This is a genomic window from Micromonospora sp. NPDC002389 (genome assembly GCF_040296095.1).
In the GTDB taxonomy this organism is placed as follows: domain Bacteria; phylum Actinomycetota; class Actinomycetes; order Mycobacteriales; family Micromonosporaceae; genus Micromonospora.
This window is the reverse complement of sequence record NZ_JBEOWP010000002.1, coordinates 545,308-561,215: the sequence shown is the minus strand read 5'-3', so window position 1 is coordinate 561,215 and position 15,908 is coordinate 545,308. Positions and strand designations below refer to the sequence as shown.

The 15,908-nt window shown below is 71.3% G+C and carries 19 protein-coding genes; 8 read left to right on the top strand and 11 right to left on the bottom strand.

The window, feature by feature from the left end; all coding sequences use genetic code 11:
- Positions 1-172 precede the first annotated feature (172 nt).
- Positions 173-469, bottom strand: coding sequence for a DUF4193 domain-containing protein (locus tag ABT008_RS05755; protein ID WP_007075406.1), 297 nt, complete (start codon positions 467-469; stop codon positions 173-175).
- Between the two features lie 431 nt (positions 470-900).
- Here ABT008_RS05755 and ABT008_RS05750 point away from each other — a divergent pair, with 431 nt between their 5' ends.
- The gene (locus ABT008_RS05750; protein ID WP_350693926.1) at positions 901-1,416 is read left to right on the top strand and encodes a LytR C-terminal domain-containing protein; all 516 of its coding nucleotides are present in this window, start codon (positions 901-903) and stop codon (positions 1,414-1,416) included.
- A 93-nt stretch (positions 1,417-1,509) separates the two neighbouring features.
- On the opposite strand, the gene ABT008_RS05745 is transcribed toward ABT008_RS05750, so the two are convergent.
- Complete coding sequence (locus ABT008_RS05745) at positions 1,510-2,331, bottom strand: inositol monophosphatase family protein (RefSeq protein ID WP_350693925.1); 822 nt, start codon at positions 2,329-2,331, stop codon at positions 1,510-1,512.
- A 287-nt stretch (positions 2,332-2,618) separates the two neighbouring features.
- Between ABT008_RS05745 and ABT008_RS05740 the strand changes: the two genes are divergently transcribed.
- Together ABT008_RS05740 and ABT008_RS05735 are read left to right on the top strand one after the other, a co-directional pair.
- On the top strand, positions 2,619-4,223 hold the full coding sequence (locus ABT008_RS05740) for an RNA polymerase sigma factor (RefSeq protein WP_350693924.1): 1,605 nt from the start codon (positions 2,619-2,621) through the stop codon (positions 4,221-4,223).
- Between the two features lie 243 nt (positions 4,224-4,466).
- The gene (locus tag ABT008_RS05735) at positions 4,467-4,700 is read left to right on the top strand and encodes a DUF7455 domain-containing protein (protein ID WP_350693922.1); all 234 of its coding nucleotides are present in this window, start codon (positions 4,467-4,469) and stop codon (positions 4,698-4,700) included.
- A gap of 234 nt (positions 4,701-4,934) precedes the next feature.
- Here the strand turns inward: ABT008_RS05735 and ABT008_RS05730 are convergent, their stop codons facing one another.
- From ABT008_RS05730 to ABT008_RS05720, 3 genes are all read right to left on the bottom strand, one after another.
- The gene (locus tag ABT008_RS05730) at positions 4,935-6,659 is read right to left on the bottom strand and encodes a DEAD/DEAH box helicase (RefSeq protein WP_350693920.1); all 1,725 of its coding nucleotides are present in this window, start codon (positions 6,657-6,659) and stop codon (positions 4,935-4,937) included.
- 285 nt (positions 6,660-6,944) lie between these two features.
- Positions 6,945-7,598, bottom strand: a complete 654-nt coding sequence (locus ABT008_RS05725) for a trimeric intracellular cation channel family protein (protein WP_350693919.1) — start codon at positions 7,596-7,598, stop codon at positions 6,945-6,947.
- A 40-nt stretch (positions 7,599-7,638) separates the two neighbouring features.
- On the bottom strand, positions 7,639-7,857 hold the full coding sequence (locus ABT008_RS05720) for a DUF3039 domain-containing protein (RefSeq protein WP_131057695.1): 219 nt from the start codon (positions 7,855-7,857) through the stop codon (positions 7,639-7,641).
- Positions 7,858-7,946: 89 nt separating this feature from the next.
- Between ABT008_RS05720 and ABT008_RS05715 the strand changes: the two genes are divergently transcribed.
- Complete coding sequence (locus ABT008_RS05715) at positions 7,947-8,882, top strand: pseudouridine-5'-phosphate glycosidase (protein ID WP_350693916.1); 936 nt, start codon at positions 7,947-7,949, stop codon at positions 8,880-8,882.
- The gene (locus ABT008_RS05710) at positions 8,879-9,820 is read left to right on the top strand and encodes a carbohydrate kinase family protein (protein ID WP_350693915.1); all 942 of its coding nucleotides are present in this window, start codon (positions 8,879-8,881) and stop codon (positions 9,818-9,820) included. Before ABT008_RS05715 ends, ABT008_RS05710 begins: the two co-directional genes overlap by 4 nt.
- A gap of 64 nt (positions 9,821-9,884) precedes the next feature.
- Here the strand turns inward: ABT008_RS05710 and ABT008_RS05705 are convergent, their stop codons facing one another.
- The 5 genes from ABT008_RS05705 to ABT008_RS05685 all read right to left on the bottom strand — a co-directional run bounded on the left by ABT008_RS05705 (position 9,885) and on the right by ABT008_RS05685 (position 12,298).
- A complete protein-coding gene (locus ABT008_RS05705) occupies positions 9,885-10,244 on the bottom strand; it encodes a DUF3099 domain-containing protein (protein ID WP_350693913.1) in 360 nt (119 codons plus the stop codon).
- An 88-nt stretch (positions 10,245-10,332) separates the two neighbouring features.
- Entirely contained in the window at positions 10,333-10,488 is a 156-nt protein-coding gene (locus ABT008_RS05700; protein WP_350693911.1) for a hypothetical protein, read from the bottom strand.
- A 44-nt stretch (positions 10,489-10,532) separates the two neighbouring features.
- Complete coding sequence (locus ABT008_RS05695; RefSeq protein ID WP_350693910.1) at positions 10,533-11,309, bottom strand: phosphotransferase family protein; 777 nt, start codon at positions 11,307-11,309, stop codon at positions 10,533-10,535.
- A 16-nt stretch (positions 11,310-11,325) separates the two neighbouring features.
- Entirely contained in the window at positions 11,326-11,814 is a 489-nt protein-coding gene (locus tag ABT008_RS05690) for a glycine-rich domain-containing protein (protein WP_350693909.1), read from the bottom strand.
- Between the two features lie 142 nt (positions 11,815-11,956).
- A complete protein-coding gene (locus ABT008_RS05685; protein WP_350693907.1) occupies positions 11,957-12,298 on the bottom strand; it encodes a hypothetical protein in 342 nt (113 codons plus the stop codon).
- A 457-nt stretch (positions 12,299-12,755) separates the two neighbouring features.
- Here ABT008_RS05685 and ABT008_RS05680 point away from each other — a divergent pair, with 457 nt between their 5' ends.
- Both ABT008_RS05680 and ABT008_RS05675 read left to right on the top strand, forming a co-directional pair.
- On the top strand, positions 12,756-13,520 hold the full coding sequence (locus ABT008_RS05680; protein ID WP_350693905.1) for a DUF5753 domain-containing protein: 765 nt from the start codon (positions 12,756-12,758) through the stop codon (positions 13,518-13,520).
- Complete coding sequence (locus ABT008_RS05675) at positions 13,517-13,711, top strand: DUF397 domain-containing protein (protein WP_350694095.1); 195 nt, start codon at positions 13,517-13,519, stop codon at positions 13,709-13,711. The genes ABT008_RS05680 and ABT008_RS05675 overlap by 4 nt, the downstream gene beginning before the upstream one ends.
- A gap of 433 nt (positions 13,712-14,144) precedes the next feature.
- On the opposite strand, the gene ABT008_RS05670 is transcribed toward ABT008_RS05675, so the two are convergent.
- Positions 14,145-14,726: an HhH-GPD-type base excision DNA repair protein gene (locus tag ABT008_RS05670; RefSeq protein WP_350693903.1), complete on the bottom strand. Its 582-nt coding sequence runs from the start codon at positions 14,724-14,726 to the stop codon at positions 14,145-14,147.
- A 124-nt stretch (positions 14,727-14,850) separates the two neighbouring features.
- Here ABT008_RS05670 and ABT008_RS05665 point away from each other — a divergent pair, with 124 nt between their 5' ends.
- Positions 14,851-15,897, top strand: coding sequence for an iron ABC transporter substrate-binding protein (locus ABT008_RS05665; protein WP_350693901.1), 1,047 nt, complete (start codon positions 14,851-14,853; stop codon positions 15,895-15,897).
- The last annotated feature ends 11 nt before the right edge of the window (positions 15,898-15,908 follow it).

Below are 15,908 nucleotides of genomic sequence, written 5' to 3'. Positions count from 1 at the left end.
CCGATGACTCGACCGCTGCCGCGCGCCCATGCCTGACCTCCCCCGGCTGACGGCCACCACGTGGCACGTCACCTCACGAGTGAATCAGGTCTCGGGCGTCGCCGCTCGCCGAGCCGGGTAGCGGCGGCTCCGGGCCGGAGCCGCCGCTGTGGTGGTGGTGTCGGGCCGTCGGTCAGACACACTCACGGCAGATCAACTCGCCGTTGCGCTCGACCGCAAGCTGGCTGCGGTGGTGCACCAGGAAACACCGGGCACAGCGGAACTCGTCCTGCTGCATCGGTAGCACCTTGACCGTGAGCTCCTCGTCGGCGAGGTCGGCGCCGGGCAGCTCGAAGCTCTCCGCCACCTCCGCCTCGTCGACGTCCACGGCACCCGACTGTGAGTCGACGCGCCGGGCCTTGAGCTCTTCGAGGCTGTCCTCGCCGAGGTCGACCTCGTCGCGGCGCGGGGCGTCGTAGTCGGTGGCCATCGGTTTCACTCTCCCATTTCGATGTTGTCGCTTCCGGTTGTAACGCCGGACGACGCTGTTTCGGTTCCGCTGGCAGGCCACCGCAAGTGTCGGCCACCCGACCCGACGACTGCGTGGGCCAGACCGCCAGAGGATCTCCCCGACGAGCGCGGAACCTACCCCCCCTTGGGCGAGGCATGTATACCGCCCTCGTGGCTGAGATGTACGCCCCTGCACGGGAAGTTGTTCCCAATGTGACTCAGGCGACACGAAGATAGGGGTAGTAGTACCCGGTTCCAGGGTGGCGCGCCGGTATGTCGGACTGTTTCCACGCGACGGTCGGACAACCGTTAACCTCAGCGGCGTACCCGGCGGCCGGCGGGACGGCCCCCACGCCGACGGCCGCTGCCACCCATCCATCGCCCGGGAGCGCCCTGATGAGCTTTGCGCGAGTGCGAGCACTCGTTGTCGTCGGCATGCTGGCGGTGGTCGCCCTGGTCTTCGTGGTCGTCGCCCTCGTCAAGGACACCCAGGGTAACGCGGGCTCCGCCCAGGGTTGCCCGGAGGACTGGCCCCGCGCCGACGTGACATTGCGCGAGCGCAAGGACGTCAAGATCAAAGTGTTGAACGCCACCGACCGCCCCGGGTTGGCCGGCAGCGTGGGCGACGAGTTCCGCAACCGCGACTTCCAGGTCCAGAAGGAAGGCAACCAGAAGAAGCAGGTCGACGACGTGGCGGTGCTGCGGTACGGCCCGAAGGGCGTCGGCTCCGCCCACCTGCTTCGGGCGTACTTCCTGAACAACGCCGAGTACGAGTACGACGCCAAGCGCGAGGACGACGTGGTGGACGTGATCCTCGGCAACGGCTTCCGGCAGCTGGCGACCACCACCGAGGTCAACCAGTCCCTCGGCGACCTCGGTTCGCCGGTGGCCCCGCCGGGCACCTGCCCGATGCCGGTCGAGGACTGACCGACGGATCGGTCCGACCGGGTGGACCGGACGAGCCGGGCGGGCCGATCTGATCGGCCGAGCGTCCGGACTTCGGATCACCCGGCCGGACGATCAGGGACCGCCGGAGGCGTCCAGCGCGGCCAGCCGGTCGTGCAGGGGCGCGAACAGCTCCGGCGGCGCGGCGATGACCATGTCCGGCCCGGGGCCCTGCCCGTCGATCCCGCCGATCCGCAGGCCGGCCTCGGTGGCCACCAGCCCGCCGGCCGCCCGGTCCCAGTCCGCCAGGCCCTTCTCGTAGAACGCGTCAGCCCGCCCCTCGGCGACCAGGCAGAGGTCGACGGCGGCGGCGCCGAGGCGACGAATGTCCCGGACGTGCGCGATCAGCTCGGTCACCACCCGGGCCTGGTGGGCACGTCGGGCCGGGTCGTAGCCGAAGCCGGTGATCACGAGCGTCTGCCCGAGGTCGGTCTCGGTGGAGCCGCGCAGCCGCCGGCCGCCCCGCCAGGCACCGCCGCCGGCCGTCGCGGTCCACTCCTCGCCGGTGTGGATGTTGCGCACCACCCCTGCCACGACCTCGCCGTCCACCTCCGCGGCGATCGACACCGCGCAGTGGGCCAGTCCGTACAGGTAGTTGACCGTGCCGTCGATCGGATCCACGATCCACCGCACCCGCGCCTGTCCGGCCGTGCCTCGCTCCGTCGCGCCGTACTCCTCGCCCAGCACCGCGTCGTCCGGACGTCGCAGGCGCAGCGCGTCGACGATCTGGCGCTCCACCGCCCGGTCGGCCGCGGTCACCACGTCGGTGGCGGTGCTCTTGGTGGCCGCCACGGAGACGCCCTCGGCCCGCATCCGGTACGCGGTGGCCGCCGCCTCCCGCGCCACGTCGATCGCGATCTCCAACAACTGCCCTGGCTGCGGCGCCGAGCGGTCCATCGTCCGTCCCCTTCCCGCACGGCCGGGTTTCCGAGTCCTGCGCGGGTATCATCCTTACAAAGTCCAGAAGTGCACCGAATCGGCGGTCTCGACCGCCGGTCAGCCGTGCGGCGCAGGATGATCGCCGCAGACGGCGTTACAATTCACCCCTGCCCACCGCCACGGGCGACCGGACGACCGGTCGGCCGGGGACACGGGGGTTCCTCAACCACATCGCCCGGCGTGGTGCCCCACGCTGCGCCGGACGATCCCGGCCGTGCTCGCTCTTCGCCTCCGGAAGGTCATTCGTGACAGAACCCCGCCAGACCGGCGCCGACGTTCGCTCGCTCACCGACACCCTGATCGCCCACGCGCAGAGCGCCGGCGGCCAGCTCACGTCGGCCCAGCTCGCGCGCACCGTCGAGTCCGCCGAGGTGACTCCGGCCCAGGCCAAGAAGATCCTGCGGGCGCTCTCCGAGGCCGGGGTGACCGTGGTGGTCGACGGTTCGGCCAGCACCCGCCGCCGGGTCGCTGCCGCCCGCTCCGCGACTCCCGCCTCCCGGGCCACCACCGCCAAGACCACCAAGAAGGCGGCAGCGCCCGCCCCGAAGCAGGCGGCCTCGTCCGACGAGGCGCCGGCACCGGCGCCCCGCAAGGCGACCGCACGCAAGGCCGCCGGCACCACCGCCGACGTGGCCAAGGCCGTCGCGCCCGCCAAGAAGTCCACCCGGGCCACCAAGGCGACGGTGGCCGCCGCCACCGGCGCCAAGCCGGCCAAGGCCGCCGGCAAGGCCAAGGGCGAGGGCGCCGAGGGTGAGGTCGACCCCGAGGAACTCGCCGCCGAGATCGAGGACGTGGTGGTCGAGGAGCCGGCCGAGCTGACCCAGGCCGCCGAGGCCGACGCGGCGAGCTCGGCCACCGACAACGACTTCGAGTGGGACGACGAGGAGTCCGAGGCGCTCAAGCAGGCGCGCCGGGATGCCGAGCTGACCGCCTCGGCCGACTCCGTCCGGGCGTACCTCAAGCAGATCGGTAAGGTGCCGCTGCTCAACGCCGAGCAGGAGGTGGAGCTGGCCAAGCGGATCGAGGCCGGGCTCTACGCCGCCGAGCGGCTGCGCGCGGCCGACGAGGGCGAGGAGAAGCTCGTCCGCGAGATGCAGCGCGACCTGCTCTGGATCTCCCGCGACGGCGAGCGCGCCAAGAACCACCTGCTGGAGGCCAACCTCCGCCTGGTCGTCTCGCTCGCCAAGCGGTACACGGGCCGTGGCATGGCCTTCCTCGACCTCATCCAGGAAGGCAACCTCGGCCTCATCCGCGCCGTCGAGAAATTCGACTACACCAAGGGCTACAAGTTCTCCACCTACGCCACCTGGTGGATCCGCCAGGCCATCACCCGCGCCATGGCCGACCAGGCCCGCACCATCCGCATCCCGGTGCACATGGTCGAGGTGATCAACAAGCTGGGCCGGATACAGCGCGAGCTGCTCCAGGACCTGGGCCGTGAGCCCACTCCGGAGGAGCTGGCCAAGGAGATGGACATCACACCGGAGAAGGTGCTGGAGATCCAGCAGTACGCCCGGGAGCCCATCTCGCTCGACCAGACCATCGGCGACGAGGGCGACAGCCAGCTCGGTGACTTCATCGAGGACTCGGAGGCGGTCGTCGCGGTCGACGCGGTGTCCTTCTCGCTGCTCCAGGACCAGCTCCAGCAGGTGCTCCAGACGCTGTCCGAGCGGGAGGCGGGCGTGGTCCGCCTGCGCTTCGGCCTGACCGACGGCCAGCCGCGCACGCTGGACGAGATCGGGCAGGTCTACGGGGTGACCCGGGAGCGGATCCGGCAGATCGAGTCCAAGACGATGTCCAAGCTGCGGCACCCGTCGCGTTCCCAGGTACTCCGGGATTATCTCGACTGATCAGCTCGCGTCAACCGATCGTGTCGTTTTGACCACCAGGCGTCAACGCCGGATGGTGATCAGGTGGTTGCACGAATGTGATCGTTGACGTGGCACCCTGGGTGCACGGCACACTGTCCGTGCCAGGTGTGACCTCGGTCCCCCGCGGGCACACAGGGAAGGCGAGGCCCTGCAAGGGTGTTGCACGATAGGTGACCAAGACCGAAGAGAGTGTTCATCGGTGACGACCAGAGGAGGAAGGCGATGACCCCGACCCTCACGCCGCCGCCCGAGACGGTGAGCCCCCCGGCCGCCGATGAACGGTGCGACCGCTGCAATGCCGCCGGCAAGCTCCGGATCACCCTCTCGGGTGGCAGTGAGCTGGTGTTCTGTGGGCACCACGCCAACAAGTACGCGGAAGATCTCGTGAAGATCACCGTACGGTTCGCGACGGACCCGGAGTTCACTTGGCGCGGCGCCGACCTGATTGCCAACTAGAACCCACGACACACATAGCCGGCCGGAGGCCCCGCAAGGGCCTCCGGTCGGCTCCGTCTACGGTCCCCTCCCCCTCCCCCTCCCCCCCTCCCCCCTCCCACCCCCACCGCCTGACGCGGGTGATCAAGAGATTTGGGCCACGATCACCGACTCGTCCCGACGCAAACCTCTTGATCACCCGCGTCGGGGGTGGGGGGTGGGTGGGGTGGGGTGGGTGGGGTGGGGTGGGTGGGGTTAGAGGGTCTGGACGGTGGCTATGCGTTCTTCGAGCTGTTCGATGGTGGCCTGGGCGCTGGGCGGGCCACCGCAGAGGCGGCGGAGCTCGGCGTGGATCTTTCCGTGCGGTTGGCCGGTGCGGTGGTGCTGGGCGGCCACCAGGGCGTTGAGCTGACGGCGTAGTGCGACTCGGCGCTGTGCGGCGTTCATCGGTGCCGGCGCGGGCGGTGCCGCCGGTTCGGCCGGTCGCTCGGTGGCGCGGCGCTTGCGGGCCGCCAGTTGCGCGGACTGCCGCTTGGACAGCAGCTCCGCCACCTGCTCCGAGGTGAGCAGCCCGGGCAGGCCCAGGTACTCCTCCTCCTCGGGGGTGCCGGCCTGGGCGGCGGTGCCGAACGAGGCGCCGTCGAAGATCACTTGGTCCAGTTCGGCGGTGGCGGACAGCGCGGCGAACCGCTTCTCCAGTTCGCCGCTGGCCTGGTCGTCGCGCTGGGCCCGCTCCAGCAGGTCGTCGTCGAAGCCCTCACGGTCCTTCGGCTTGCCGAGCACGTGGTCCCGCTCGGCCTCCATCTCGCTGGCCAGCCCGAGCAGGTGCGGGACGCTGGGCAGGAACACCGAGGCGGTCTCCCCCGGGCGGCGGGCCCGGACGAACCGCCCGATCGCCTGCGCGAAATACAGCGGGGTGCTGGCACTGGTCGCATAGACGCCGACGGCCAGCCGGGGGATGTCGACCCCTTCGGAGACCATCCGCACCGCGACCATCCAACGCTGCTCGGACGCCGCGAACGTCGCGATCCGGGCCGAAGCGCCCACGTCGTCGGAGAGTACGACGGCCGCCTTCTCCCCGGTGACCTGCTCGATGAGCTTGGCGTACGAGCGGGCGGACTGCTGGTCGGTGGCGATCACCAGACCCGCCGCGTCGGGCATGCCCGCCTCGCGCAGCACGGTCAGTCGGGCGTCGGCGGCACGCAGCACCTGCGGCATCCAGTCGCCGGCCGGGTCCAGGGCGGTACGCCAGGCCTGGGCGATCAGATCCTGGGTCATCGGCTCGCCCAGTCGGGCCGACAGCTCCTCCCCGGCGTTGGTACGCCACCGGGTCTCCCCGGAGTACGCCAGGAACAGCACCGGCCGCACCACACCGTCGCGCAGGGCGTCGCTGTAGCCGTACACCGAGTCGGCCCGGGACCGCAGCAGCCCGTCCCCGCCCCGCTCGTACTCGACGAACGGGATCGGGTTGTCGTCGGAGCGGAACGGCGTACCGGTCAGCATCAGCCGGCGTACGGCGGGCTCGAAGGCGGCCTTCACCCCGTCGCCCCAGGTGCGGGAGTCGCCGGCGTGGTGGATCTCGTCGAGGATGACCAGCGTGCGCCGGGTCATGGTGCGCCGCCGGTGCACGTGCGGCGCCATACCGACCTGCGCGTAGGTGATCACCGCACCGTGGAAGTCCGTCGACGAGTGCAGGTCGGCGTTCCGGAACGCGGCGTCGAGCTGGATGCCGATCCGGGCCGCCGCGTCCGCCCACTGGGTCTTCAGATGCTCGGTCGGCGCCACCACGGTCACCGCCTCGACGGTGCCGTCCGCGAGGAGTTCGGCGGCGATCCGCAGCGCGAAGGTGGTCTTACCGGCGCCGGGGGTGGCGACCGCGGTGAAGTCCTCGCTGCGACGGCGCAGATACTCCACCATCGCCTTGCGTTGCCAGGCCCGTAGGGGCGGGAACGTCTCGAGCGCCGGCGTCCGGGGTGCCACGGCTCGCTCCTCTCCGACCGCAGTGTCCCGACCGCAGGCCGGCGGACCCGGGCCGGGGGCGCGGTAGTCGCCCCACGAAAACGCCTCCGCGCAGAAGAAGCCGCGAAGGCCGACTCAGCATAACCAGGACCGGCGACCGGCCCCACGCGACGCCACACCGGCCGTCCGGTGCCCTTCGCCACTGCCCGGCCGCGACGGCCACCGTGCAGGTCGCGCGCCACGTCGGCCGCCGCACCGCGTCCGCGACGCGCCCCCGCCGCGCCGGGACGGCCGGAGTGGCGGCGGTCACTCCGGCGGTGGCCCGGACGCCCCGGTGCGGGGCGGGCGCAGGGTCGCCACCGGCGCCGACCACCGTCGCCGCAGCGCCACCAGACGTATGCCGAAGACCAGCACCGCCGCAGCGGTGAGCGGGGCCGGGCCGGTGTGGTCGAGGCCGTACAGGACCGCGACCACGATCGCGCCGACCAGTGCCGCGAGCGCGTAGATCTCCCGCCGCAGCACCACCGGTATCTCGCCGGTGAGCAGGTCGCGGACCAGGCCGCCGCCGATCGCGGTGAGCATCCCGATCAGGCAGGCGCCGACGGCCGGCACGCCGGCTTCGAGCGCCTTGAGGGTGCCGACGACGGTGAACAGGCCGAGCCCGGCCGCGTCCAGCACCAGAACGGTGGTACGCAGCCGGGCGAACTGCGGGTGCAGCCAGAAGATCGCCCCGGCGGTCAGCGCGGCCGTGGTCGCGTACCGCCAGTCGCCGAAGGCCAGCGGCGGCGCCTCGTTGATGACCAGGTCACGGAAGATCCCGCCGCCGAGGGCGGCGACGAAACCGACGAAGACCACGCCGAACAGGTCGAGTCGCTTGGCGACCGCCGCAGAGGCTCCTGAGGCGGCGAACACCGCGACCCCGGCCAGGTCGGCCAGAAGTAGGGCGGTGGAGGTGGTCACCGCCGCAGGTTACGCGGGCGTACGGGCGATCGGCCCGGGGTCACTCGCGGTACGAGTCGTAGATCTCTTTGCACTTGGGGCAGACCGGCGAACCCTTCTTGGGGGTCTTCGTCACCGGGAAGGTCTCTCCGCACAGCGCCACGACGAAGGTGCCCATGACGGCACTCTCGGCAATCTTTTCCTTCCGGACGTAGTGGAACATCTCCGGACCGGTGTCGGCGTCCTTCAGCTCCGGACGCTCGAGGACCTCAGTGCTCACGTCTGCACCTCCAACCGATAAGTCTGGCAGGTCACTGTGGCCCCGGTCCACCTGAGGTCAGCGGGGCGGCGGCAGTACGGTGGGCGACTGTGACCGACTTTCACCTTCGCCACGGCACCGAGGTGGCCCAGGCGCTGCGCGAGCGGCGTCCTGTGGTCGCCCTGGAGAGCACCATCGTCTCGCACGGCCTGCCCCGGCCGGACAACCTTCGGGTGGCCCGGGAGATCGAACAGGCCGTCCGGGACGCGGGCGCGGTCCCGGCCACCATCGGGATGGTCTCCGGCGAACTCGTGGTGGGCCTCGACGACGCCGAGCTGACCCGGCTGGCCACCGCCGAGAACGTGACCAAACTCTCCGTACGCGATCTCGCGGTGGCCGCCGCGACCGGCGCGGACGGTGCCACCACGGTGGCCGCGACCAGCGCGGTGGCGGCTCGGGCCGGCATCGGCGTGTTCGCCACCGGCGGCCTGGGTGGGGTGCACCGGGAGGCCGCGCAGACCTTCGACGAGTCCGCCGACCTGGTCACCCTGGCCCGGACGCCGATCGCGGTGGTCTGTGCCGGGGTCAAGTCGATCCTCGACGTGGGGGCGACGCTGGAGCGCCTGGAGACCCTCGGGGTGGCCGTGGTCGGCTACCGCACCCGCCGGTTCCCGGGCTTCTTCATCACCGACAGCGGATTCGACCTGGACTGGTCGGTCGACTCGCCGGAGCTGATCGCGGACGCGCTGGCCGCCCGCGAGGCGCACGGCGTGCACCACGGTGGTCTGGTCGTCGCCAACCCGCTGCCGGTCGACGAGCAGCTCGACCTGGACCTGCACGACCGGACCCTCGCCGAGGGACTGGCCCGGCTGGAGCGCGACGGGGTGAGCGGCAAGGCGGTCACCCCGTACCTGCTCTCCCACTTCCACTCCGCCACGGAGGGCGCCAGCCTGGCGGTCAACGTCCGGATCATCCTGCGCAACGCCGATCTCGCCGCCCGGATCGCGGTGGCCGCCGCCACCCGGCGCGACAGCGCCACGGCGTGAGCGGATCCGGCGTACGGACCGGTACCGGAGCGCGGCGCGGCAGCGTCGCCGGCCGGGTGCTGGTCGTCGGTGACGTGATCACCGACGTGGTGGCGGTGCTGACCGCCCCGCTGGCCCGGGGCACGGACACGCCCGCGTCGATCCGGTTCACCGGCGGCGGGCAGGCCGCGAACACCGCCGCCTGGCTGACCACGCAGAGCGTGCCGGTGACGCTGGTCGGCGCCGTCGGCGACGACGCCGCCGGACGGGACCGGATCGCGGAACTGGCCGCGGTCGGCGTCGACTGCGCGGTCCGGACGGTGCCGGGTATCGGCACCGGCACGGTTATCGTGCTGGCCGGCGGGGACGAACGCACCATGGTCACCGAGCGCGGGGCGAACGTGCGGCTGCGCCCCGAGCAGGTCGACGCGGCGCTGGCCGAGGCGCCGGAGGCGAGCCACCTGCACCTGTCCGGGTACACACTGCTGGACCCGGAGTCCCGCCCGGCGGGTCGGCACGCGCTGGCCGCCGCCCGCGAGCGCGGCCTCACCACCAGCGTGGACGCGGCCTCCGCGGCGCCGCTGCGGGCCGTCGGTGCGGCGGCCTTCCTGTCCTGGGTACGCGGGGTCGACCTGCTGCTGGTGAACACCGACGAGGCGACGGTGCTGGCCGGCGGCCTGGATCCGGCGGCCCAGGGACGGGCGCTGGCCGCCACCGCGCGACGGGTGGTGGTCAAGCGCGGTGGGGCGGGCGCCACCTGGGTGGAGCGCACCGGCACGGTCGTCACCTCACCGGCCCGCCGGGTGGCGGTGGTGGACGTGACGGGAGCGGGTGACGCCTTCGCGGCCGGGCTGCTCGCCGCCTGGCTGACCGGGGCGGCACCGGAGGCCGCGCTGAACCGGGCCACCGACCTCGGCGCGGCGGCGGTATCCCAGGTGGGTGCCCGGCCGGTCGGCTGAACCGCTCACGACGACCAGTCCCGCCCGGGCCGGGCCACTCCCGTGCTGCCCGGGTGGGACTGCGTCAGGGCTCGGCGTCGATGACCTTGTGCGGCCGTTCCTCGGCGGTGAGGCTCATCGGCGGGGCCTCCTGCTGCTGCCGCCGCCGTGCCGACCGGCCGATCAGCCGGTGCTGTTCCTTCGGCGGCCGGTCGTTGGCCAGCAGCACCGCGAGCCACGGGACGACGATCATGCCCAGCGCCACCAGCGGCAGCCAGAGCCAGAGCAGGGGTGCCCGCGTGCCGACCAGGATCGCGCCGGCGATCACGCACGCCACCCGGACGCCCATCATCGCCACATACCGCCGCTGCCGGGTGGTGAGCTGGTCGTTCTGGCTGCGCGAGGCGTCGGTGATGAGGATCGGCCGGTACGCCTGATGCTTCACCGTGTACCTCCTCGAGGGGTCACTCCCATCCTGTCACCTCGACCGGGCCCGCGACGACGTTCCTCGGGCCACCGCCTCGCCGGGCCGCTCAGCCCCCGGCGGCCTTCGCCTTCGCCGCCGCCTTCTGCTGCTGCTTGTACTCCCGGACCAGGCGCAACGACTCGGCGTCGGTGAAACCCTTGGCGGAGGTACCGGCACCGGCCAGTACCCTCGCTTCGCTCCAGGCGGTACCGGTACCCAGCACCCCGGCAGTACCCCCAGTCAGTACCCAGTACCCCTTTCCGGCGGCTACAGCCCGTTGCGTCGGTGGGCCGCCCACTCGCCGGTCCAGGCCGCGAGGTCGTGGACCCACCCGGCGGCAGTGCGCCGAGACTTGGCCGACCACTTCGCGGCGTTCTTCGACGCAAACTCGTCCAGGACCGCGCCGTCGAGGCTGACCCATGCGGGGAACTGTGACAGCCACTCCTCCGCCTGGTCCGGGGTGTGGCCGGCACCGATGAGCCACTGCACGAGCAGCGTCAGCTCTACCCACGGGGCAGCCCTCGTCGCCCAGGCCCAGTCGACGATCCGCAGACCGCCCGCAGTCTTGATCAGGTTGGCCGGGCTCAGGTCGGTGTGGATGAGCGACCTGCCGGCCATCGCCGGCTGCGAGAACCCGAGCCGCGCTTCCGGGGTGAACCAGGTTCCGCCCGGTGCAGGGGCCGTCTGTAGCCCCTTCAGGGCCACGGCGAGCACGCCCAGGTCCGCGCTGCCGGGCGAGAGATCGGGGTGGGGGCCGTCAAGGTGCTCGACCCCCACCGCCAACCAGCCGCCGTCCTCGACGTGCCACAGGACTGCCGGTGCGCAGTCGATGGCCTCGGTTGCCGACAGCTCGTAGCGCAGTGACCGGACGCCGAACTCGCCCGAGGCCGCCTTGACGAAGACCTTGCCGGCCGAGCCTGTGACGGTTGACGCGATCTCCGCATGGTCGCCACTCGGAGCCGGGCATACGTCGATGATGCCGCCGACTCGCGCGGCTATCCTCGCCGTCACGGCGTCGGGCAAGGACGCCCAGTCACTACGCATGGATCACCTCTCGCTGTTACTGCACGCCCGGCTGAGGCGGGTTGGGCGGGCAGCAGGACTCGGCCTCACCGTGCCAGAACTCCATGTCGACCCGGAAGCCGGTCCGGTGCAGCGCCGCGAGCGTGAACGTCACGGCGGTGCCGTCCATCATCCCCTCGGTCAGGATCGGGATGTGGTGGACGAAGCCCCCGGCGATCTGCTCGCAGGCGGCGGCGTACGGGACGGTGTGCTGCAACACGGAATGCCACACCGCGTCGACCGGGAGGGTCGGCACGACACGGCCGATCGACCCGTCCGGCAGCGGCATCCCGAAGTCGGCGTTGCCGACGTTGTCGGCGTGCGCCTTCAGGAACACGAGGAACTGCTCGACGGCCCGCTCCGAGTAGGCGCGGGTGACGTGCCGGTCGGCAGCGAAGTAGTCGACCAGCTTGCCGAACGTCTCGGCGTCGACGAGGGTCCGGGGGTCGGCGGCGGTGGTGGCCGACCTGTCGGCGGTGATAGTCACGTCTGTCCTCCTAGCTGTGTTGCTGGGGATGCTGCGTCTGTGCCTGTCCTTCGGTGTAGCGATCGGTTGGGCGACTCACGGGCGGCGGCGGACCGGAGGGCCCCTCACCCGCCGCTCGGGTGGGCGCGCAGCGGCGGCGGGATCAGCGGCGGCGTTCTCGTCCGGACCGCACCAGCGGGGAGATGCCGGTCCTACCGGGCCAGCAGGAAGTCGCGCGTCCATGAGGTGCCCCCTCATTGAGGTCGATCGGCTGGTTGACCCATCGCATGAACCGGTTGTTGAGCGCGGCGAGGTCGGGAGTGAAGCCGAGCATGACGATGTCGTCCACGGCATCCCGCATCGAATGCGCGAGGTAGAAGACCAGCGCCAGCGTGTGGCCCGCGTACTCGCGGAGGAGGGCCAGCTTCGCGGGGCCGCAAGGCCAGTGCGCTCCGCAGGCCCGGCACCGCCAGAGCGGCCGGCTGGGAACGTGCTCGCGGCTCACGATGCACCCCCGAGGCCGCGAAGCGTCTGGCCGAGGGTCAGTAGCTCCCCGGCCCGGTCCCAGAGGATCGCCGTCGAGTCATCCCCTGGCCGCAGCGTCAGTCGCGCGGCCAGGTCGGGCGGAGGACTCATCCTCGGGACCGGGCCGGGGGCTGGAATGCCGGGCACCGTCCGCATTCGCGGCGGTTCACAGCCGGGACAAATGCACTTGTGCCCGCGCCGCCGCCTGTGACGTCCCGACATTGAACCCCCTCGAAAGGTCTCTGGGGGAGGGACGCGCACCCGTGCCTCGATCATCCCGTTGGATGCGCGTCCCTCAGCAGACGCAACCGCCGGGGTTGTGGGTGTCCCTCCACCGGCCGCGCCGTCCTGGGGACACACTGCCAATCAGTGATGGGACCGGTACACGACGTTCGTTAATCTCTGGGGACGTTCGGGACGTCCGAGAGGAGGTGGGAATGAACCACGCACTTCAGCAGGCCATGGTGCAGGCCGGCGAGACCGCCGAAAGTCTTGCCGCCCGCGTTGGCGTCGACCCGAAGACTGCTGGGCGGTGGGTGTCGCCGGGGCGCACGCCTCGCCCCCGGTGCCGTGCCGCCGTGGCGGCCATCCTTGAGCGGGAGGTCGCGGATCTGTGGCCGAGTGCCGTTCGCGGCGAGCCCGACTGGCTGCGCGACTGGGTTGACTGGGAGCGCGAAGCGACCGCCATCCGGTGGTACGAGCCGGCGTACGTGCCGGGCATCCTTCAGACCGAGGCGTACGCGCGGGCCACGCTCGCCGATGGGCTACTCCTGCCTGACGAGATCGAGCAGCGAGTGCATTCGCGGCTGAAGCGGCAGGAGATCCTGGACCGCGACGACCCTCCACTGCTTCTGGCCGTCCTCGACGTGATGGTGCTGCGCCGTCCGGTTCATGGACACCCCGGCGTCATGCGTGAGCAGGTCGAGCACCTGGCGAGGATGGCGGAGCTGCCGTACGTGCAGATCCTCGTGGTGCCAGAGGACGCGGGGATCTACCCTGGACTTCAGGGAGGTTTCATCCTGGCGACTCTCGGCGACGGCTCGTCGGTGGCGCATCTCGATCATCAGGTGGACGCGCAGGTGGTGTCCACGCCGGATCGGATCGCCACTCTCCAGCGCGTGTGGGAGATCATCAGGGGCGAAGCGCTCTCGCGCAGGCAGTCACTCGACCTGATCAAGGAAGCGGCGCAGACATGGACATGACCGGAGCCAACTGGCGCAAGTCGAGCTACTCGGGGGCCAACGGCGGCTCGTGCGTGGAGGTGGCCGACAATCTCCCCGGCGTCGTTCTGGTCCGCGACACCAAGGACCGTGACGGTGGCACCCTCCACTTCAGCCCGAGCAACTGGAAGGGCTTCGTCAGCCTGGCCAAGCAGATCGGCCCCGTGGGCTGACGCCTCCGACGCAGAAGGCCCCCAGCGCGATGCTGGGGGCTCTTTCGTGCTGCCTGCCATCTGACCGGGCATGCTCCCGAGGTGCAGTCCTCGTCCACGCCATCGGCCACCAGGGACGCCTGGCCGCCTCGCACTCGGCCTCGGTGATCGCCTCGTGAGGGCTGCGGCCGGCTGCCGCTGACCATGATGGTCGTGCCCTTCAGGTGGCGCAGCCACCGCCGGATGCTCTCGGCGGTGGCACCCACGTCCAGGCCGGGGGGAACGTCGGCCGTGAAGCTGAGCGCGTTGTCGGCGTAGTTGGTCTCATAGAACGCCAGGAATGCCAGCAGCTCGTCGAGGCTCAGCTCGGCGGCTCTCGCTGGCCGACGTCCGCCGGGCCATCGCCTCCTTGGCCCAGCCCAGCGCCTCCGCCTGAGCTCCCTCGCCGGGCCGCTCAGCCCCCGGCGGCCTTCGCCTTCGCCGCCGCCTTCTGCTGCTGCTTGTACTCCCGGACCAGGCGCAACGACTCGGCGTCGGTGACATCGGCCACCGACCGGTGGACCTCCGGCTCGCCGTAGCCGCCGGCCGCCTCCTGCCAGCCCGGCGGCCGTACGCCGAACCGCTTGCCGAGCAGGGCGAGGAAGATCTGCCCCTTCTGCCGGCCGAACCCCGGCAGGGCGGTGATCCGCGCGAGCAGTTCCGCACCGTCGGCGGGGTCGGCCCAGAGCCGGGCGGCGTCACCGTCGTACCGGTCGACCAGCGCCCGGCAGACCTCCTGCACGCGGGCCGCCATCGCCTTCGGGAACCGGTGCAGCGCCGGCGGCTGGGCGAAGAGGGCCACCAGCGCCTCCGGGTCGTACTCGGCGAGTTCCCGGGCGTCGAGGTCGTGACCGAGCCGCTGGGCCAGCACGTACGGCGAGGAGAACGCCTTCTCCATCGAGACTTGTTGATCGAGAACCATCCCCGTCAGCAGCGCCAGCGGACTCTGCGTGAGCAGCCGGTTCGCCTCCGGGTCGATGGGCAGCGCGAGTGTCATGCCCCTCATCCTGCCCGCCCCGGTCGGCAGCAGGTGATCCAACACTCAGCTTGATTCCGGATTAGGTTAGGCTGTGCTAACTTCGGCGCTCGGTCGTCCCGGGCCGCAGAGGAAAGGGTTCATCGTGCTTCTCACCCGCCGTACCACCGGCGCGTTGCTCGCCGCCAGCTTGCTCACCGTCGGGCTGGCCGCCTGCGGATCAGGTGAGGAGGACGCGGCGGCAGACTCGGGCCAGTCGATCACCGTCTACAGCGGACGTAACGAGCAGCTCGTCAAGCCGCTGCTGGACAAGTTCACCGAGCAGACCGGCATCACCGTCAACGCCCGGTACGCGAACACCGCGCAGCTCGCCGCCCAGCTCGTCGAGGAGGGCGACCGGTCCCCCGCCGACGTGTTCTTCGCGCAGGACGCGGGTGCCCTCGGCACCGTTGCCAAGCAGGGCATGTTCACCACGCTCGCCGAGGAGACCACGGCGAAGGTGCCGGCGTCCTACCGCGCCGGCAACGGCCAGTGGGTCGGCGTGAGCGCCCGTGCCCGGGTGTTGGCATACAACGCCGACCTGGTGAAGGCCGAGGAGCTGCCCGCCTCGGTGTTCGACCTGACCGGCCCGGCATGGAAGGGCAAGGTCGGCGTCGCCCCGACCAACGCCTCGTTCCAGGCGTTCGTCACCGCCATCCGGGTGCAGCACGACGACGCCAAGGCCGAGCAGTTCCTCAGCGGCCTCAAGGCCAACGACCCGCAGATCCGCGACGGCAACGGCAAGATCCTCGAAGACGTCGGCGCGGGCACGATCCCGGCCGGCCTGGTCAACCACTACTACCTCGGTGAGATCGCCAAGGAGCAGGGCACCACGCCGGACGCGCTCAAGGTGAAGCTGCACTTCTTCTCCGGCGGCGACACCGGTGCGCTGGTGAACGTCGCGGGCGTCGGCGTGCTCAAGCGGGCCGCCGAGAACGCCGACGTGCAGAAGTTCGTGGACTTCCTGCTCGGCACCGAGGCCCAGACGTTCTTCGCCGAGCAGACCTACGAGTACCCGGTGATCGACGGCGTGCCGTCCCCGGCGTACGTGCCGGCCCTCTCCGAGCTGGCGGTGCCGCAGATCGACCTGAACGACCTGGACACCCTCGACGCCACCGTCACCATGATCAAGAACTCGGGCCTGGTGCCCTGACCGCACCACCC